Below are 19,962 nucleotides of genomic sequence, written 5' to 3' on the forward strand. Positions count from 1 at the left end.
GGAGGGTCAGTCGCTGGATATAGCGGCCTTCAACCGAACGATCTCGGACAGGAGCCGGTCGCGCTCGGCTTCCAACGCAGCGATATCGCGTCCCTGGGCCTCTTCCTCGACCCCTTCGACAATCGCCTTCTTGACCTCGCTATTGAGCTGAGGCGTGCCGAGCGATGCCCAGCGGCGCTCCTGGCTCGGGCCGAGGTGATCGAGATAATGGGCAATGCCGCCCGCACCGCCTCCCAGATGATATGTCATGTGCGGCCCCATGATCGCCCAACGCAGCCCCGGTCCATCGCTGACGGCGGCATCGATGTCCGCGACGCTGGCAATCCCCTGCTCGACCAGCGAGACAGCCTCGCGGTAAAGCGCGGAGGAGAGCCTGTTTGCAATGTGCCCGGGCGCCTCACGCTTCAACACGATGGGCCGCCGTCCGAGTGAGCGGTAGAAGGCGCAAGCGCGTTCCACGACGGCATCGTCCTCCCCGACGATCTCGACAAGCGGCAACAGATGCGGCGGATTGAAGGGATGCGCCACGATGTGGCGATGTTTCCTGGCGCAATCGGCAACGATGCGGCTGCGCAGAAGCGCAGACGTGCTGCTGGCGACGATGGTCTGCTCGGGTGCAAGCGCATCGATGCGGGCAAGGAAATCGCGCTTGAAGGCCTCGTTCTCAGGCGCATTCTCCTGCACGAAATCGGCGGATCCGACCGCCTCCTCAAGATTTTCGGTGAAGGACAGCGCGCCATCTCCGGCAAGGCCGAGTTCGGCAAGCTGCGGCCTGGCGCGCGCGATGAATGCCATCAGTCCGGCTTTTGCTCCAGGCGCCGGGTCGGTCGCGACCACATCATAACCGCCAGCCAGAAACAAAGCGGCCCAGCTTGCTCCAACCGTGCCGCACCCAACAACGGCAACCGTCCTCACCATTTCTCGTCCTCCAGTCCGCATTGCATCGCTTGGCGCCATGCTTACGCGCAAAAGGACGAAAGCGGGAAGCGCAGGCTCCCCGCTTTCGTCTTCTTATTCGCCGTAGGGCAGCCAGATCGTCTTCACCTGGCAGGCGCGGCGCAGAAATTCCCTGCCCTGCCCCTGTTTCGGATCGCGCCAGTCGCGCAGCCTTCCATTGTCGGACCAGGTCGATTTGAGGTTTCCGGCGGAGGCTTTTTCGACCATCGCCGATCCTTCCTCGCTGCCGCAATACCAGAGCGCTGCAACGTCATCGTGTTCGGCCAGCGTTCTGGCGAGTACGTCGCGATCACCCGTCAGGAGGTTGACCACGCCGCCAGGAATGTCAGAGGTTTCAAGCACCTGATAGAGACGCGCGGCAATCAACGGGTGGCTTTGCGAGGCCACCGCGACAACGCGGTTGCCGAGCGCGATGGCCGGCAGGATCAGCGACAGGAGCGACAGAAGCGGTGCCTCGTCGGGCGCCACGATGCCCATGGTTCCGAAGGGCTCGTTGACGGTCATGGTCACGTGCCGCGATTTCGTCGCCGTCACCGCGCCGTCGAATTTGTCGACCTGGGCCGCATACCAGAAGGCGCGGCGGATCGTCAGTTCCACCTCATCCTCGGCTTTCGGGCTTGCGCCGGAGGCGGCCAGAGCAGCAGCGAACTCGGCACGCCGCTGGCTCAAATTCTCGGCAAGGAAATACAAGACCTGCGCCCTGTTGTGGCCGGTGACATTGCCCCAGCCTGTTGCCTTGCCCGCCGCTTCGACGGCGTTGCGCACATCCTTGCGGTTGGCGAGGCCCGCCTGGCCGATGGCCTGGCCGGATTTGCCAATCACCGTATAGCTCTGCCCGCCGTCGGCACGCGCCTGCTTGCCGCCGATATAGAGCTTTGCCGTAATGTCGATCTCGGGCAGGTCGGCCTTGCCCGTGAAGGGCTGCACCTGCGGAACAAGTGTCGGAGCCGGGCGCGGCTTGCCTTTCTTGTCGGCGGGAAGCGCCAGATATTCAAGCATGCCGGAGCGCCCGCCCTCGCGTCCGAAACCGCTCTCTCGGTAACCACCGAAGGGAGCTGCCGCATCGAACATGTTGGTGCCGTTGATCCACACCACACCGGCCTTCACCCGCGCGGCAAGCTCGATGGCGCGATTGACGTTTTCAGACCAGACGGAGGCCGCAAGCCCGTAGCGCGTATCGTTGGCGAGCGCCACCGCCTCACCAAGCGTGCGAAAGGTCTGGGTGGTGGCGACGGGGCCGAAAATTTCGACCTGGGAGACAGTGTGGGACGATGCCGTGCCGGTGAAAAAGCCGGGGGCACAGAAGGCTCCGCGCTTTGGCAGTTCGACAGGCGCGACATTCAACGTCGCGCCCTCGGCCTTGCCGGTTTCAAGAAGCGCTTCGATGCGGGACAATTGCTTCTTTGAGACCACGGCGCCGATATCCATGGTCTTGTCCAACGGGTCTCCGACGCGAAGGGTCTTCATGCGCTGCGTGAGCTTTTCGAAGAAGCGCCGAGCAACGCCTTCCTGCACGAGAATGCGCGAGCCCGCGCAGCAAACCTCGCCCTGATTGAACCAGATCGCATCGACGACGCCTTCCACCGCACCGTCGAGATCGGCATCCTCGAGCACGATGAAGGGGGACTTGCCGCCGAGTTCCAGGCTGAGCTTCTTGCCCGATCCGGCAATCTGGCGACGGATGACGCGGCCCACATCGGTGGAGCCGGTGAAGGCCACCTTGTCGATGTCGGCATGGCCGGCAATCGCCGCACCCGTCTCGCCATCGCCATGAACGATGTTGACGACGCCTGCGGGAAGCCCGATCTCCACCAGAAGCTCGGCGAAAGCCGAGGCCGTCATGGGTGTCAGGTCGGCGGGCTTGAGCACCACCGTGTTGCCGGCGGCCAGCGCCGGCGCCACCTTCCAGGCCAGCATCAGGAGCGGAAAATTCCACGGAATGATCTGGCCGCAGACCCCGACCGGGGTGTGATCGGGAAACTCGTCATCGACAAGCTCGGCCCAGCCCGCATGGTGATAGAAATGACGGGCGACGAGCGGAATGTCGATATCGCGCGTCTCGCGGATGGTCTTGCCATTGTCCATGGTTTCAAGGACGGCGAAGAAACGCTCACGCTTCTGGATATGGCGGGCGATGGCATAGAGATAGCGGGCGCGCTCGAAGCCCGAAAGGGCGGCCCATTTGGGAAGGGCAGCGCGTGCGGCGCGAACCGCTGCATCCACATCGGCGGCGACGCCCTTCGGCACCCGGCCGATCACCTCTTCCGTTGCCGGATTGACGACCTCGATCAGGTCGTCGCCAGGGGCGGTGAACCTGCCATTGATGAAGTGGCCGAGGCCCGCGGCGCGCTCATCGAGCCAGGCCCTGACCTCTGAATTGCTTTCGGGAGCGGGACCGTATTCCATGGTCTGCATGATGTCCTTGATGGAAGGCATGGTCTATCCTCAGGCCAGCGCGTGGCGATTGGCGGCCGAGTAGCGGCCCGTGACATGGTGTTCGAGCTGGCGTTCAATGTCGCCGAGCAGCGAGGAAGCGCCGATGCGGAAGAGATCGGGCATCATGAAACGCGTTCCCAGCTCCTCCTTGATGAGGATCAGCCAGTTCATGGCGTCCTTCGCCGTCTTCAGGCCGCCGGCAGGCTTGAAGCCGACCATCTGGCCCGTGCGCTCGCCATAATCACGCAATGCCCTGACCATGGTCAGCGAAACCGGCAATGTGGCATTCACATCCTCCTTGCCGGTGGAGGTCTTTATGAAATCCGCGCCGGCCTGCATGGCCACCATGGAGGCCTTGTAGACATTGGTCAGGGTCTTCAGATCGCCGGTTGCCAGAATGGCCTTCATGTGAGCGTCGCCGCAGGCTTCGCGCATGGCCTTCAGCTCATCGTAAAGAGCCGCCCACTCGCCCTTAAGGACATGTTCGCGGGTGATGACGATATCGATCTCACGGGCGCCCGCTTCCACCGCATAGCGAATTTCGGCAAGCCTGAGCGGCAGCGGCGAAAGGCCCGCCGGAAAGCCGGTCGCGACGGAAGCCACGGGAATGCCGGAACCTTCGAGCGCGCGGACCGCGTGGGGCACCATGGTCGGGTAGACGCAGACCGCCCCGACGGTGAGCCCTTCGACGCCCAGCGCCTCCAGAAGATCGGCCCGAACCGGCGCTCTTGCCTTGGCGCAGAGCCTGTTTACGCGGCCTTCCGTATCGTCGCCGGCAAGCGTGGTCAAATCGATGCAGGAGACGGCGCGCAGAAGCCAGGCGGCCTGCCATTCCTTCTTGACCGTTCGCCGGGTGGGCAGCGTGGCCGCGCGACGCTCGGCCGCGCTGAGGTTCACCTCATGGCCCTCGAACCAGTCGAGCGTGAGGGGCGTGCCCTCCGGGCGGGGAAAATGATCTGTCATTTCGAAATCCAGCATTTGGCGATTGGTTCAGGCCCGACCGCGACGAATGTCGATGAAGCGATTGAGCAGGATCGCGGCGACGATGATAAGGCCTGTCACGGTCATCTGGTAGAAGGAGCCGAGGCCAAGCAGATTGAAGATGTTGCGCAGGACCTGCAACAGCATCACAGCGAAAAACGTGCCGAGAACCCCGCCCCTGCCGCCGAAGAGCGAGGTTCCCCCCAAAACCACAGCGGCGATGGCATCGAGCTCCAATCCCTGAGCCGCCGTCGGCTGGCCAATGCGCAGGCGCGAGGTCAGAAGAATGCCGGCCAGAGCGCTCATGATGCCCGATACGGTGAAGACCATGACCAGAATGCGCGTGGTCGGAAGACCCGAAAGGCGCGATGCTTCCGCGTTGCCGCCCGTCGCGTAAACGGATTCGCCGAACACAGTGAGGCGCAAAAGGGCGCCGGCGGCAATGCACAACACGATGAAGATCAGGCCCATGGAGCTGATCTGGAGACCGGGCAGAACCGGCACCATTGTGGAGGAGATCGCGCCGAAGCCCTGCGGCAGTCCTGAAACCGGCACGCCATCGGTCATGAGATAGGTGATGCCCCGAAACGAGACCAGACCGGCCAGCGAGACAATGAAGCTCGGCACCTCGGCAAGCGCACTGATAAGGCCAATCGTGGCGCCCGCAATCGCGCCGGCCAATATGGTGATCGCGATTGCCGGCATGATCGGCATTCCGTCGGCAAGAAGCACGGCTGCGAGCATGCCGCACAATGCCACCACCGAACCGACCGAAAGATCGATATTGCCGGTCAGGATGACGAAGGTCATACCGATGGCGACGACGCCCACCACGGCTGCCTGCTGGAAAAGGTTGGCGATGTTGGTGGCCGTCAGGAAGTTGGGTGACAGGGTCGCCGCAATCGCCACCACGACCAGGAAGATGAGGATGAAGTTGTATTCGATCGCCAGATCGATGAGGCGGCGTCCGGGGCGCCGCGCGGGCGCTGCTCCCGTCACGGTCTCAGTCATGGTGATGTTCTCCAAGAATCTGATGCTTCAGGATCGTGTCCTGATCGGTGGTGGCCGGGTCGAAACGCGCAATGTTGCGCCCCTCGTGAAAGACCCAGATCGTATCACAGGCCGCATAGAGTTCCTCAAGTTCCGAGGAAGCGACGATGACGGCGGCGCCATTGGCGGCTAGTTCGGAAACCAGGCGGTAAAGATCGGCCTTGGCGCCAATGTCCAGCCCCCGCGATGGCTCGTCCAGCAGAAGCAGATCGGCACCCTTGATGATCCATTTGGCGAGCACGACCTTCTGCTGGTTGCCGCCTGAAAGCTGGATCACCTTTTGCTCCGGCGCGCCATATTTGGTCGAGAGCTGCTTTAGAACCGGTTCGGTTCGCGCCTTCAGGTCGCCGTGACGCGCCCAGAACCGGCCCTGCATGGTGGGCAAGGTGGCGTTGCGATAGATTGGCGCATCGAGAATCAGCCCCTCCGTCTTGCGGCTTTCCGGCACGAGGCCAAGGCCAGCGCGGATCGCATCCCGCGGCGTCCCGGGTGCATAGCTCCTTCCATGCAGGATCATCTCTGCCTCGCATTGCTGCGCGCCGAACAGCGAGCGCAGGAACGAGGTGCGGCCCGACCCATTCAGCCCGGTGAGGCCTGCGATCTCGCCACGGCGCAGCTCGAAACCACGAATGTCGAGTCCTTGCGGACCTTTAAGCCGCTCGACGCTCAAGACCACCTCGCCGGTGACCGGCGGACGCTCGCGCCGCTCGACGAAGGCCCTGTCACGACCCAGGATCGCCTCGACCAGCGCACTGTCGGGAGTGCCATCGACGTCGAAGGTCTCGATGGTGCGCCCACCGCGCAGGACGGTGACGCGGTCGCCGATCTCCCGCAATTCGCCAAGCCGATGGCTGACATAAAGGATCGCCACATCCTGTGCGGTCAGCTCGCGGATCACGCGGAAGACGGCTTCCAGCTCGGTTTCATTGAGGGCAGCCGAAGGCTCATCCATGATGATGACCTTGGCGTCGCGCGTCAGCGAGCGGGCAATCGCGGTGAGCTGCTGGTTGGCGATGGACAGACTTCCGACCCGGTCGTCGGGCGAAAAATTCGCTCCCACGCGGGCCAGCGCCTCTACGGCCCTCGTCCGGCGTGCACGCTTGTCCAGGAAGCCGAAGCGGGATGGCGGATGTCCCAGAAACAGATTTTCGGCAACGGTGAGCTGCGGCACAAGATCCAGTTCCTGATAGATCATCGAGATTCCGGCCGCCGCAGCCTCGACCGGCGCGCGGAAATTGACCTTATGTCCCTCGATGCAGATTTCGCCACCCGACGGCGACAGAGCGCCGGCGATCAGCTTCAGGAAGGTGGACTTTCCGGCGCCATTGGCACCTAGAAGGCAGTGCACCTCGCCCTTGCGCACGGAGACGGTTGCCTGTTCCAGCGCCACTATATTGGGCGGAAAGCGCTTGGAGAGATTTTCGATCGTCAGCAAATCCGCCATCAGGCCGCCTCCTCGAGTATCCGGCGGGCCGTACCCTCGTCGGTCACGAGATCGGTGACATAGCCTGCGCCGAGGCAGGCAGCGGCGATCAGGTGCTTGTCCTCCCCCGCCGCGACACCGATGACGCGCTCCTTGCGCGACAGCGCCTCGAGCCGCAGGCCGATAGTGCGGTCATCAAGATGCGTGTCGGCGATGCGGCCCTGCCGGTCGACGAAACGGCCCATGATGTCGCCCACCGAATTGAGCTTGCGCAGCCGGGCGATGTCGTCCTCGTCCAGATAGCCGGAGCCGAGGAGAACCGACTGGTGTGTCAGTCCGCCAAGGCCGAAGCAGAGGACGGGCGCCTCCTCGGCCAGGGTCAGGACACGTTCGATGATCGGGTCCTGCTCCAGCGCATCGCGCGTGGAGCGCGACCCCATGATCGCCGGCACCGGCAGAAGCGTGGCGCGACCGCCAGCGGACTGGGCGAATTCCTCGGCCACGGCGGAATTGCGGCTGGTCGTTGTGGTGAGCGCGGTCGATCCATTGACGAGGACCACGTGAAGCCCCGGACACCAGTCTTTGGGAAGAGCACGCGCCACAGCCGCCATGGTCCGGCCCCAGCTCACGCCCATCAGAGCCGGTTTTGGGCTCAGGCTGACCAGATGCTTGGCGGCCGCCTGGGCGACACTGTCGATGATGAGGCTCGGGTCCTCGATATCTCCGGTGGGGACGACGATCACCTCACGCACGGAGAAGCGACGCTGCAGCTCCACCTCGAGCGACGTGCGCCTGCCGCCGCGCGGCGTGATTTCAATGCGAACGATACCCCCTTCCTTCGCCTCGGTCAGGAGCCTGCCCACCTGCCAGCGGGTCAAACCCAGTTCGGATGCGATGTCGGACTGCGTGCGGTCGAGGTCGTAATAGAGCTTCGCCACCTGAACCATCAGATGGTCACGTTGCTCATTGATCGGCAGCCGGGCGGCGTAGACGTTGCGTTCAGCCATGCTCACTTCCCCTCCCGGCCCATCTGACGGTAAGCGAGCTGATGCAGCACGGGACGCAGTTCCTCCGTCGCTTCGCGATAAAGCGGCAGGGTGCGCGCATACCATTCCGCCCTCTCGGGACGCGGCTCCAATCGACCGGCAGGCGCTACACAGGCCTTTGCCGCAGCCTGAAGGTCGGAGAACACACCGATTGCCGTAGCGCCGGCAACCGACGCGCCAACCAGGGAAAGATTGTCCTCTCGCGCGACTTCGACGGAGATGCCGAGCGCATCCACCGTAGCCTGCAGCCAGGCCGGATTCTTAACGATGCCGCCGGCCATCATCACGCGCTCGACCGGAATGCCCCTGCCCGAGAGGACCGAAAGAATGTTCGCCGAGCCGAGAGCGATGGAATCGATTGCCGCCGCGTAGACATCAGCTCGCGTGTGGCCAAGCGTCAAGCCGAGCAGCGCGCCGCGCAGGGCTGCGTCGCGATAGGGTGTACGATTGCCCATCATGTAGTCGAGGCCCAGAAGCCCTTCGGCCCGCGCCGGTGTGGCGGCCACGTCATCGATCAGCGCGGCATGCCCCTTCCCGTCGAGGCCGAACATCTCGCCCGTGAGCCAGTTGAGCATGGACCCCGCGGCAACCTGACCGCATTCGACGAGCCAATGTCCGTCCGTCAATGCGTTGGGATATGGCCCCCAGAAACCGGATACATCGGCTTCTTCCGCCAGTTGCACCAGCTGGACGATGGAGGTTCCACCGATGAACAGCATGCCACCCGGCTCGACCGTGTCCGCTCCCAGGATGCCCATATGGGCATCGATACCGCCCTGGGCGACCACGGGACAATTGCTCAGGCCGAGTTCTGCAGCCATGGCCTCGCGCATCGGAGCGATGACGCCGCCGACCGGCACGATACGCTGCGGCAGCCGTTCCTTCAGCTCGGGAATGCCCAAGGCCTCATATATCTCCGGCACGAAACGCTGTTCGGCGCTGTCGTAATTCCATTTGCAGGCCGCGTTCATGCGCGAGCCCACCCATTCTCCCGTGAGGTCGAAATTGACGTAATCGAGCGCTTCGCAGACCATTTCGGCCCTTGCCCAGACTTCCGGCTGATGGCGCTTCAGCCACATGGATTTGGGCACCAGCCATTCCACCGCGTCGGAGCCGCCGCAATAGCGCATGACGGGATGGTCGAGCGCAGCGGTCTCCCGCGCCTCGGCCTCAGCCCGGCAATCCATCCAGAGAAGTGCCGGCGCAATGGGCGTTCCATCGCGCAGACAGAGTGCGACCGTCGAGGCAGTCGTGGCGGTGCAGACGGCATCCACGGTCGTTGAGCCCGTCTTTTCAAGGACAGCGCGGCCGGCGGCACGCAAGGCGGCGCGCCATTCCTGCGGCGATTGCTCCGCCCAGCCGGCATGGGGATAGCGGGTGGCGTAAGGAGCGTCTTCCTGACCAAGCATCTGCCGCCGGTCGGTGTCGTACACCCCCGCCCGGACACCGCCCGTGCCGAAATCGAAGCTCAGTATGCGAGCCATATCAATCTGCCCTCCCTCACATCGCCGCCTGCGACAGTTCCCGGCCTCCTCGCCCGGAACCGCCCGTCACGGGCGGAACATGATCTTGGAGAAGAAGAAGCTGCGATCGGTGCGCAGCCGCTCGAACACGCCCGGCAGTTCCTCCAGCCCCAGTTCATGCGTGATCATGAATTCCCATTTCAGGGCGCCCGAGGCAAGCTTGTCCAGGGTTACGGTCCATTGCGGTCCCGGATAGGGAGCGCCGAAGGAATTCCATGATCCATGCAGGGAGACTTCCTGGCGCAGGAAATGCTGGAAGGCCGCGTTGGAGATCGGCACTTCGCCGACCGGAATGCCGATGAAGACCACATGCCCGCCGGGCGCAGCCAGCCGCACCGCCGCCTCGATGGAACTTGGATGCCCCGCCGCCTCAACGATCACGTCCGACAGGAGGTCCTTCGGCAGTTCGGCGCTCGAAAGGAATGTGTGGGTCGCGCCCGCCTGGCGCGCCAGATCGAGTTTTTCCTCCGAAACGTCGATGGCAACAACTTCCCTTGCCCCCATCAGGAGCATCCACTGAATGGCGAAGAGTCCGATCGGGCCGCAGCCGATCACTGCGCCGCGGTCGCCCATGCGCACACCGCCCGCTTTCCAGATCGCATGCAGAGCGATGGAGGCTGGATCGACCATGGCGGCCGCACGCGGGTCGCACCCCTCGGGAACCTTGAGGAGGTTTTCGACCGGCGCGCAGACCCATTCGGCATAGGCACCGTCGCGGCGCGATCCGAAATAATCATAGTTGCGGCAACGGGAGAAATTTCCGGTCGCGCATTGATCGCAGGTTCCGCAGGGCAGCATGGGCGGAACCGTGACGAGGTCGCCAAGCGCATAACCGCTCACACCCTCTCCGAATTCCTCGATGCGGCCCGAGAACTCGTGACCGCAGATGATCGGCATCTTGTGCGCGCCCTTGATGAGCATGCGCGGCAGGTCCGAGCCGCAAACCCCAACCGCATCCACGCGCAGAAGCACCTCGCCGGGTCCCGGAGCAGGCTTTGCCACATCTTCGAGACGAATGTCACCCGGGGTATGAAGGACGGCTGCGCGCATGAAAATCTTCCTCCTGAATAGGCCTGTCATCGCCTGCGACGCCGCGCCGGCGGCCGCATGCGCGGGAGAGAGGGGCGAAAGCGCCCCTCCCTCTTTGCTTGGGAGCTTTACTTGCCCAGAACCTGTGGGCGGTATTCGGCGAAGAGGGCCGAGTGCGGGAACTCGCCGACATTTTCCGGTGTCACCAGAGCAGTGCCCGCATCGACGAAGGAAGGCACGTCCTTGCCAGCAGCCGCTTCACGCGCAACCTGAATCGTCACGTCGCCCAGATATTGCGGATCGTTGAGCGCGGTCGCGACATATTCGCCACCCGAGCTCATGGTCTCCAGAGCCTCGGAAAGACCGTCGACGCCGGCAATCAACACGTCGTTGCGACCACTTTCCTTGAGTACCTGCAGAGCGCCGAGCGCCATGTCGTCATTGTGGGCATAAACCACCTTCACGTCGGCATTCGCCTGCAGCAGGTCCTGCATAGCCGTCACCGCATTGGCGCGGATATATTCGGCGTATGGCCCCTCGACGATGGTGTGGCCCGAGCCTTCGATGGCCGCATGGAAACCATCGCGACGGTCCATCATGACGGCGCCGCCCGCATCGCCCTGGATTTCGATGATCTTGGCGCCGCTCACGCCATCGGCCTTCAGCTTGGCGACAACCGCCTCGCCGACCAGCTTGCCCATCTGCTTGTTGTCGCGTCCCACATGGGCAGCAACCTTGCCACCATTGGTCGGCCGGTCGACGGTGATGACGGGAATACCGGCAGCCTCGGCAGCCTCAAGAGACGGCGCCACCGCATCGGGATTGACCGGGTTGATGATGATCGCATCGACGCCCTGAGTGATCAGGTCCTGAATGTCATTGTTCTGCTTGCTGACGTCGCCATTGGCGTCGAGGAAGACAAGCGTGTCGCCGGAAGCCTTGGCCGCAGCCTCTGCGCCGTTCTTCAACTGGACATAGAAGGGCGACTGCAGCGTGACCTGGCTGAAACCGATCTTCAGGCCTTCGGCATGGGCCGAGACGCCGGAGATTGCCAGTAATGCAATGGCGGAGGCCGCGCCGGTCAGGCTGGCCAGAAATGTACGACGGGTGTTCATGCGTTCCTCCCAAACAAAGCAAAAGACGATTGCCCTCCCGGCAATCAGCATTTGTGATATTTAGTCACTTCTGCTGCATTGATGACGCCATGAACCCGGTTTGCTTGTCAACTGAGGGGTTTCGAGATTTCACAAACACAGTTTAATGGATTGAATTAACTAGAGAAATTATGCCTTCAATCACCGATCAAAGCGCGGCAAGCGCTATCAGACGAGTTGTTCGACCATCATTGATCCCGCAAAGGTTGAGCATAAAACTCACATCTGTTGGATTGTGCACCGCACGGGCGGCGGAAACGTTCCGTCGCCACACTTTCCCCGCTCGGGCAAATCCCCTTTGCAAAAGAAAACGGAGCGCCGTTTCCGGCGCTCCGCGTTCGTCAGCCGCCCGTTGGAAGGGTCAGGATGCCTTCGAGGGTGCGGCCTGCGCCGAGATCAGCGCATCGCGCTCCACGATAAAAGATACGACAACACCGGCGACAAGCGCCCAGAATGGTGCGCTGATGCCCATGAGCGAGATGTTCGACATCGCAACTGCAAGCGCCACGAAGGCACCGGTCTGATTGCCGAGCGACCGCCCGAACGCATTCTGGAAAGCGGCCAGCAGCACACCGATCATGGCGAGACCGGCGACCGTTCCAATCAGGGCGCCGGGAAGCGACATGACCACCGGCACAGCCGCGCCGGCAACCAGGCCGAAAGCCCCGAAGAGGATACCGTTCACCACGGTTGCGGCGTAACGCCCTTCCTTGTCCTCGCCTGCCTGTTCCGAAGAGCAGATAGCCGTCATCGGGCCTGCGATGTTGGCATTGTGACCGCCCAGGAAGCCGGCGGCGATGCCGCCAATGCCCGAGATTATGGTCATCATGTTGATTGGAGGGCGATAGCCTTCGGCCATCAGCACGCCGGTCGCCTGCGCATTTTCAGCGCCGATGACGAGAAGAGCCAATGGAACGGAAATCGCCAGGAAGGCATCGAGCGTGAATGTCGGCGCGGTGAATTCCGGCATCACAAAGGCGATCTCGGCACTGCCGCCGCCAACCGATCCCGTCGCAAAGGCCGCTATGAGGCCGACGACGAAAGCAGCCAGAACGGGCGGGACGGTTTTCACGAAGCGCATCGACACGAAGAAGGCGACGATGGCGGCTCCGGCGATGATCGGCGCCGTGCCAAGCGCGGAAACCGCACCGGTTGCAAAGCGGATCAGGGCGCCTGCGATCATCGCCATCACGATGGGCATGGGCAGCCAGCGCATCACCTTGCCGATGAGGCCGCTGATGCCCAGAAGGAAGACGATGATGCCCGCCATGATGAATGCGCCCACGGCCTGGTCGAACGAGAAAGCGGCAAGGGACCCCGCCACAAGTGCCGCGCCCGGAATGGAATAGGCGCCCGTGACCGGCTGCTTGTAGCGCAGGGCCAGAAACAGGCTGATGAGCCCGCCCAGAAAATAGATCGCGAAAAGCCAGGCAACCGTCTGGCCATTGCTGAGGCCGGCCTTGTTGGCCGCGCCGATGACGATCAGTGCAGGCCCAGAGCAGCCGAAGATGGCCGCGACGAGACCGGCGCTTGCCGTCTTGAGATTGAGATATTTGAAGAGATCGCGCAGGCCGCTGGCAATGCCCGGCCCCGCTTCGATGATCTGACGCTTTTCCATGTCACTTCCTCCCTGGACTGGCAGGAGGCCGGCATTTTCCCGATTGCCGGCTCCCGACCCGATAAAACCGTCCGGCCGCCAGGCGCGGCTCCTTACGGTCAGCTGCCGATGAATTTCGGCGCGCGTTTCTCGTGAAAGGCGTTCACGCCTTCGCGGAAGTCGTCCGACGTGCGCAGACGGCTGTAGCAATGGCCCTCGAGATCGATGGCAATGGACAGGTTCGCGTCGTCAGTGTCGTTGAGCAGCTTCTTCGCCGTGCGCTGGGCGATCGGCGAGAAGGCGATCAGCTCCTCCACCAGGGCGTCGACGGTGCTTTCGAGTTCAGCGTCCGGAACCACTTCCGTTGCGATGCCCCAGTCATAGGCCTGCTGGCCGGTAATGCGCTTGGAACGCATGACGATGTGTTTGGTGCGGGTCACGCCAACCATCTTCTGAAGACGGGCGGAACCACCCGATCCCGGAATCTGACCCAGTTTCTGTTCCGGCAGCGCGTAAAGCGTGGTTTCGCTGGCGATGCGGAAATCGCAGGCAAGCGACAGTTCGAAGCCGACGCCGAAGCAATAGCCGCGATTGGCAGCGATAACCGGCTTGGAGCAGCGGGCTGGTGCCGCGATGTTCCAGGCAAGATGAGCCACATGCTCGGGCGTCGCCTCGAGGAAACCGCGAATATTGCCGCCCGAGGAAAAATGCGCGCCCGCCCCCGTCACAACGATCACACGCACCCGTTCATCGGCGTCGAGCGCTTCGAAAACGAGGCGCAGCTGATCGCGCTGGTCCATCGACACGACGTTGTAAGGAGCGCGGTCGAGCGTGATGTCGGCGCGCTGGCGGACAGCGTCCACCGTTACGGTGAAACCGTCGAGCTCGGCCAGGCGTGGATCGGCGAATTTCATTGTCTCAGCCATCTGAATGGAATCCTTTCGGTCTGCTATTGGGCGGTCTGGTCGGCTTCGAGCGGGCGCTCGGTGCTGTATTCGCCTGCGACGAGCATGCGGCGCAGGATCTTGCCGACCGGGGATTTGGGGATTTCGTCAACGAAGACGATGCGGCGCGGGCGGCGGAAATTGGCGAGGCCCGACGTCCTGCAATGGGCGTCCAGTTCTTCAGCCGAGACATTGCCCTTGCGCTTGACGAAAGCGGTGACGATCTTGCCCCAGCGCTCATCGGGCAGGCCGACCACGGCAACCTCCGCGACCTGCTCATGCAATGACAGACAGCTCTCGACCTCGACCGGCGAGACATTCTCGCCGCCGGTGATGATCATGTCGTCGACACGGCCCGTCACGAAAAGATCGCCGTCCGCATCGTAGAAGCCGGTGTCGCCGGTGAAATACCAGCCCTGGCGCAACGCCTTGGCATCGGCATCGGGGCGGTTCCAGTAGCCCTCGAAGGATTCGTCGCCCTTCAGATAGGCTATGATCTCGCCTTCCTCATCGGTTGCCGCGTGCTCGTCCGGAGCCTTCGCGCCAAGTTTCACGACCCGGATTATCTGGTTGATGCCGGCGCGGCCGGCCGACCCCGGCTTTGCCACCGCATTCTGTTCGATGGTGAAGGTGTAGATTTCCGAAGAACCGTAGTGATTGACGAAAAGCTCCGGCATGAACGCTTCATCGAGACGTTTCAGAAGGCCATCGGTCATGGAGGCGCCCGCAAAGCCGAGCTTGGTAACGCTCTTCACGCGCTCAGGCGCAAAAGACGGGTCGTGAATGACGTCATGGTAAAGCGTCGGCACGAGATAGAGATTGGTGATCTTCTCCGCTTCAATCAGCTCGATGGCGCGGGCCGCATTGAAGCGCGGCAGGCAGATGAAGGCGCCGCCCGTCAGCGAAGAGGAGATCAACGAGCGCACGCCCATCGTGTGGTAGAGCGGCATCACGCCGAGCGTGCGCTCTCCGTGGCGATAAAGGTTCTGCGCCACATGGGCGACAGCCCCTGCCCGCTCCGCGCGATGGCGGCGCGGCACGCCCTTGGGCCGCGAGGTGGTGCCGGAGGTGTAGAGCATCAGCGACCAGTCGCCCGCATCGGCGCGCGGCGCTGCGTCGGGCGCGTCGCCCTGCATCATGGAGACGAGCTCTTCCGCCGAAACAGAGGGCAACCCGGCTGCAGCGGGAGCTTCGCCGACCGCCTCACGCGTCATCTCCTCATAGAAAATCGCCCTGGCACCGGCATCGTTGATCGCGTATTCGACTTCATCGCCCTTGGCGCGCCAGTTGAGCGGCGTGACGATCAGGCCGGCGAACTGGCAGGCCCAGTGCAGGGAGGCGTTCTCCCAGCGGTTCATCATGAGGGTGAGGACGTGATCGCCCTTCTTCAGGCCCAGCCGGTCCAATCCGGCGACGAGCGCTGAAATCTTGCGATACCATTCAGCATAGGTTAGGCGCGTATCACCATCGACCACGGCCAGCGCAGCCGGGTCCCGGCTCACGCTCGCCAGAAAACTCGCTCCCAGATCAAGCATTTTCTTTTTGCTCCTTCCTCAATTCCTCCACGGCCGCCAGCGCGGCCGCCACGATGGTCGCGTAGCCGGTGCAGCGGCACAGATGTCCCGACAAGTGCTCGCGTATCTCCGCCTCGCTGGCATCGGGACGCGTGGTCAAAAACGCATCGAGCGTCATCAGGATGCCGGGCGTGCAGAAGCCGCATTGCAAGCCGTGCTTTTCGCGGAACGCTGCCTGCAGGACGGAGAGCCGGCCAGGCTGCGGCGCCAGCGCCTCGACCGTGCGCACATCCGCACCGTCGATCTGGGCAGCGAGAATGAGGCAGGCCCGCGCGGGTGCACCGTCCACCTGGATGGTGCAGGCACCGCAGACACCGTGTTCGCAGCCCACATGGGTGCCGGTGGCGCCAAGCTCGTGGCGCAGAAGATCGCTGAGAAGCATCCGGTTCTCGGCAAGCGCTTCCACCTGCCTGCCATTGAGGCGGAAGGCGACGCGGTGTCGGTTTCGAGCGGTCAGCTGCGGCATGAACGGGCCTCCATCACGGTTTCCCGGCCGAGCCGGCGCACGAGTTCGCGCCGGTAGCGCGCACTGGCATGCAGGTCGTCGCGGGCGTTGAGCGACCAGGCGATATCGTTGAGCGCGTCATCGAGTGCCCCACCATCCTCCTGCGGGAGATCGAAACGGCGGGGGTGATCGTCCACGCCGGCCACCGCAAGGCGGGTGGTTTGACCGTCGCTGACCGCGGCACAGGCAACGATGGCAAAGTCGCCATGACGCCTGCCGATCTCACGGAAAGCGTGGCCAGTTCCACGGCCCGCCACCGGAAAGGCAACCGCCTCGATCATCTCGCCTTCGGCGATGGCCGTGGACATCATGCCCAGGAAGAATTCGGCGGCAGGCACGGTGCGCCTCCTGCGCCGGCTCGCGAGCCTTACCGAACCGCCAAGTGCGATCAGCGAAAGCGGCAGTTCGGCGCTCGGGTCCGCATGGGCAATGGAGCCGCATACCGTGCCGCGCGCCCGCGTCTGCACATGACCAATCCAGCCGATCGCCTGCGACAGGAGCGGGAGTTTTTCGGCAAGCTGCGGCCAGGCTTCGAATTCCGCCTGTCGAACGCCGGCGCCGACGATCACCTCGCCCCGCTCCTCGCGGATCGCGCGCAGCGCATGGAGAGGCATGATGTCGATCAGGACCCCGGGACGCGCCAGGCGCATGTTCAGCATCGGCACCAGGGATTGACCTCCGGCGATGATGCGGGCGTCGGACCCTGCGCGGTGCAGTGTCTCGAGCACCTCTTCCTGCGTGTCGGGCCTCAGAAAATCGAATGCGGGCGGCTTCATGAGCGGCCTCCCAGCAGTGCCTTCAGGCGGGCGAGAATTCCGCCGCCGCCTGATCCGCCGCCGGCATGACGCGCCAGCGCCTGGAAGAATTGACCGATGACCACGCGCGCCGCGCCATCGAGAAGCCGTCCACCGACGGAGGCAACCTTGCCGCCTATGCCCGCCTCATAGCGATATCCCACAACCGTCTTGCCATCAGCGTCGGTCAGCGTGATGCGCCCGACGCCGCTGCCGAAGCCCAGCGCACCCTGCGTGGAACCGCTCAGGGTCACCGCTTCGGGCTCAACCATATCCGACAGCTTGATTTCGGCGCGGTAACGCCCCTTGACCGGCCCGACGCCGAGCGTCACATCGGCGCGGAAATGCGTGGCGCTGACTTTTTCGACGCCATGGGCGCCGGGGATGATGGCTTCCAGCGTGGCCGGATCAAGCAGCATCTTCCAGACCGCCTCGCGAGAAGCAGCAACCGTGGCACTGCCCTCTCCGGTCAGCTGGCGCTCGCCAGGTCTGGCCTTTGCAGGCTTCCGGGCCTGCGGGTTCGAAGAAGGCTTTTCCTCGCCAAAGATCAGATCGGCGATGCGGCCGGGGGAGAGCGGCAAGGTGATATCGGATGCTCCGGTCGCATCGGCAATTGCATTGGCAATGCAGACCGGCGTGGACATGCAATTGCCCTCGCCCACACCCTTGGCGCCCAACGGTGTGAAGGGAGACGGGCTCTCATAGTGCAGGATGACCGGTTCGGGCGTCTCCATCACCGTCGGCATGAGGTAATCCGCCAGCGTGCCGGACAGGAAAGACCCGTCTTCGCCATAGGCGTATTCCTCGAACAGGGCTGCACCCACGGCCTGCGCGAACGCGCCGCGCACCTGCCCCTCGACCATGCCGGAATGCAGGATGCGCCCGCAATCATGCATGGTCACATATTTGTCGATGCGCACCGCCCCTGTCGCCGGATCGATCTCAATGCCGCAGAAATCGAAGATGAAGCCGTGGCAGAGCGAGGAATTGATGCCGTCTACCGGTGTGGGCGCCTCAAGCTGTTCCGGTGTCCAGAAGACGGTTTCGCGGATCGTGTGGCCTATGCCATCGGGCAACGTTCCCGGTGCCCAATGGCTGGAGGCTGCGACACGGTTGAAGGAAACCGAGTTGTCCGGGTTGTTGCGGTCGAAGATGCGCCCGCCGGCGAATTCGACCTGCGCCGCCTCGACATTGAGCTGGCTTGCGGCGATTGCGGCCAGCCGCTCGCGGATACGGTCCGCGGCAAGCCGCGCCGTGCCGGCGACGGCTGCCGCGAAACGGCTTGAATAATTGCCAGACGCTATCGACCAGGCATCCCGACCGGTATCGAGTTCAGTGTTCACGCGTACTGCCTCGAAAGGCAGGCCGAGGCGGTCGGCCACCACCTGCGCCAGCACCGTGCGGTGCCCCTGCCCCTGTGGAACGGAGGCGACCTTGACGGTGACCGCGCCAAGCGGATCGATACCGATGGTGGCAACCGCCTGCGCGCCGTTCTTCGGACCGGCCTTGGCACGTTCCTGCGGCGTCAGGACCGTGGTGATATAGCCCATGTTGGAAACGCTGGGCTCGACGGCGGCAGCAAGCCCGATGCCGTAGAGCTTCCCCGCTTCACGGGCGCGTTTGCGCCGTTCGACGAGATCATCAAAGCCTCCGTCCTTCAATGCCGCCTCAAAGGCCGCAACGTAATCGCCCGAATCGAGCAACGCACCGGAAGCCGTGCGGTAGGGAAAGGCACCGGAGGGCACGAGATTGCGGCGGATAACCTCAAGTCGGTCGAGCCCCAACTCGTCGGCGATGCGATGCATCAGCCGCTCGAGCGGATAATAGATCTGCGGGCCGCCGAAACCACGGTTGAGACCCGTCGGTGTCTTGTTGGTCAGAACGACACGGTTGCGGATGGCGAGGTTGGATATCGCATAGGCGCCCGTCATGTTGCCGTGCATGCGGTACAGCGTGGCAGGCTCAGGCGCGCGCAGATGCGCGCCGCAATCCTCGATCTGATCCCAGGAGAGCGCCGTCACGCGGCCGTCGGGCTCGACGGCGGCCTCCAGCCGCGTGACGCGGTTGGTCGCCGAGACGGAAGCCATAAGATGTTCCAGCCGGTCTTCGATCCATTTGACCGGCCGGCCAGAGATACGGGCGGCGACCGCAGCAAGGATCGCATAGACGAACACACCCTGCTTGACGCCGAAGGAGCCGCCCGAATCAGGCGGTGTCCTGAGCCGCATCCGGTTGCCCGGCACCTTGAGCGCCAGCGCCACCACCGCATGGATGGAGAACGGCCCCTGGAAATTCGCCGTCACGTCATAGGCATCCTCGCCCGGATCGTATTCGGCGATCACGCCATAGGTTTCGATGGGCGTGCAGGAATTGCGCGGATAGGAAATCTCGACGGCGATCCGATGCCTTGCCTCGGAAAAGGCCTTTTCGGGATCGCCATAACGGAAGCTTCGTTCGGAAATGCAGTTGCTGCCAAGTGAAGGGTGCAGAAGCGGCGCTTCATCCTGAAGGGCCGCTTTCGGGTCCATCACCACCGGCAGGACGCCATAGTCGACCTCGATCAGATCGAGCGCGTCCTCGGCCAGATAGCGCGTTTCAGCAACGACAAGCGCCACCGGCTCACCCACATAACGCACCCGCTCGCGCGCCATGGGCCAGCATTCCACATTGGCCTTCACGCCAACGGTCAGGCTACGGGTCAGTGAAGCGACATCATCGCCGGTAATGACCGCGTGGACGCCATCGAGCGCCAGCGCCTTCGAAGCATTGATGGAACGGATTTCGGCATGGGCATGCGGGGAACGCAAAATGGCAAGATGCGCCGTGTCGCGGCGGGTCGGCAGGTCATCTATGTAGCGGCCGCGACCGGTCAGGAGCGCGGCATCTTCCACACGCGGCATCGAACGGCCGACAAGGCCGGTGCTTTCCTGATTGACGGACATTCACTCC

At 63.6% G+C, this 19,962-nt stretch carries 15 protein-coding genes; all 15 read right to left on the bottom strand.

Features of this window, described 5'->3' with window-relative positions; genetic code table 11:
- Nucleotides 1-6: 6 nt before the first annotated feature.
- The 15 genes from NA8A_RS08300 to NA8A_RS08370 all read right to left on the bottom strand — a co-directional run bounded on the left by NA8A_RS08300 (nt 7) and on the right by NA8A_RS08370 (nt 19,955).
- Nucleotides 7-918, bottom strand: a complete 912-nt coding sequence (locus tag NA8A_RS08300; protein WP_009449979.1) for a 3-hydroxyacyl-CoA dehydrogenase NAD-binding domain-containing protein — start codon at nt 916-918, stop codon at nt 7-9.
- Nucleotides 919-1,011: 93 nt separating this feature from the next.
- Nucleotides 1,012-3,393, bottom strand: a complete 2,382-nt coding sequence (locus NA8A_RS08305) for an aldehyde dehydrogenase family protein (protein ID WP_009449980.1) — start codon at nt 3,391-3,393, stop codon at nt 1,012-1,014.
- Nucleotides 3,394-3,402: 9 nt separating this feature from the next.
- The gene (deoC, locus tag NA8A_RS08310; RefSeq protein WP_009449981.1) at nt 3,403-4,356 is read right to left on the bottom strand and encodes a deoxyribose-phosphate aldolase; all 954 of its coding nucleotides are present in this window, start codon (nt 4,354-4,356) and stop codon (nt 3,403-3,405) included.
- Between the two features lie 27 nt (nt 4,357-4,383).
- On the bottom strand, nt 4,384-5,385 hold the full coding sequence (locus NA8A_RS08315; protein ID WP_009449982.1) for an ABC transporter permease: 1,002 nt from the start codon (nt 5,383-5,385) through the stop codon (nt 4,384-4,386).
- The gene (locus NA8A_RS08320) at nt 5,378-6,868 is read right to left on the bottom strand and encodes a sugar ABC transporter ATP-binding protein (RefSeq protein WP_009449983.1); all 1,491 of its coding nucleotides are present in this window, start codon (nt 6,866-6,868) and stop codon (nt 5,378-5,380) included. Before NA8A_RS08320 ends, NA8A_RS08315 begins: the two co-directional genes overlap by 8 nt.
- On the bottom strand, nt 6,868-7,854 hold the full coding sequence (locus NA8A_RS08325) for a sugar-binding transcriptional regulator (protein ID WP_009449984.1): 987 nt from the start codon (nt 7,852-7,854) through the stop codon (nt 6,868-6,870). The genes NA8A_RS08320 and NA8A_RS08325 overlap by 1 nt, the downstream gene beginning before the upstream one ends.
- A gap of 2 nt (nt 7,855-7,856) precedes the next feature.
- Nucleotides 7,857-9,377 carry an FGGY-family carbohydrate kinase gene (locus NA8A_RS08330; protein ID WP_009449985.1) on the bottom strand — a complete coding sequence of 507 codons (1,521 nt, stop codon included), beginning with the start codon at nt 9,375-9,377 and terminating at the stop codon, nt 7,857-7,859.
- Between the two features lie 66 nt (nt 9,378-9,443).
- Nucleotides 9,444-10,466, bottom strand: coding sequence for a galactitol-1-phosphate 5-dehydrogenase (locus NA8A_RS08335; RefSeq protein WP_009449986.1), 1,023 nt, complete (start codon nt 10,464-10,466; stop codon nt 9,444-9,446).
- A 107-nt stretch (nt 10,467-10,573) separates the two neighbouring features.
- Nucleotides 10,574-11,560, bottom strand: coding sequence for a substrate-binding domain-containing protein (locus NA8A_RS08340; RefSeq protein WP_040672229.1), 987 nt, complete (start codon nt 11,558-11,560; stop codon nt 10,574-10,576).
- Between the two features lie 400 nt (nt 11,561-11,960).
- Nucleotides 11,961-13,217 carry a benzoate/H(+) symporter BenE family transporter gene (locus NA8A_RS08345; protein WP_009449988.1) on the bottom strand — a complete coding sequence of 419 codons (1,257 nt, stop codon included), beginning with the start codon at nt 13,215-13,217 and terminating at the stop codon, nt 11,961-11,963.
- Nucleotides 13,218-13,315: 98 nt separating this feature from the next.
- A complete protein-coding gene (locus NA8A_RS08350; protein WP_009449989.1) occupies nt 13,316-14,122 on the bottom strand; it encodes an enoyl-CoA hydratase/isomerase family protein in 807 nt (268 codons plus the stop codon).
- Nucleotides 14,123-14,145: 23 nt separating this feature from the next.
- On the bottom strand, nt 14,146-15,675 hold the full coding sequence (locus tag NA8A_RS08355; RefSeq protein ID WP_009449990.1) for an AMP-binding protein: 1,530 nt from the start codon (nt 15,673-15,675) through the stop codon (nt 14,146-14,148).
- On the bottom strand, nt 15,668-16,180 hold the full coding sequence (locus NA8A_RS08360; RefSeq protein WP_009449991.1) for a (2Fe-2S)-binding protein: 513 nt from the start codon (nt 16,178-16,180) through the stop codon (nt 15,668-15,670). The genes NA8A_RS08355 and NA8A_RS08360 overlap by 8 nt, the downstream gene beginning before the upstream one ends.
- Complete coding sequence (locus tag NA8A_RS08365) at nt 16,168-16,995, bottom strand: FAD binding domain-containing protein (RefSeq protein WP_009449992.1); 828 nt, start codon at nt 16,993-16,995, stop codon at nt 16,168-16,170. Before NA8A_RS08365 ends, NA8A_RS08360 begins: the two co-directional genes overlap by 13 nt.
- Nucleotides 16,992-19,955 (bottom strand): xanthine dehydrogenase family protein molybdopterin-binding subunit, encoded by a 2,964-nt coding sequence (locus tag NA8A_RS08370; RefSeq protein WP_009449993.1) that lies wholly within the window; start codon nt 19,953-19,955, stop codon nt 16,992-16,994. Before NA8A_RS08370 ends, NA8A_RS08365 begins: the two co-directional genes overlap by 4 nt.
- Nucleotides 19,956-19,962 lie beyond the last annotated feature (7 nt).

The sequence above is a fragment of the Nitratireductor indicus C115 genome (assembly GCF_000300515.1).
GTDB classification, from domain to species: domain Bacteria; phylum Pseudomonadota; class Alphaproteobacteria; order Rhizobiales; family Rhizobiaceae; genus Nitratireductor; species Nitratireductor indicus.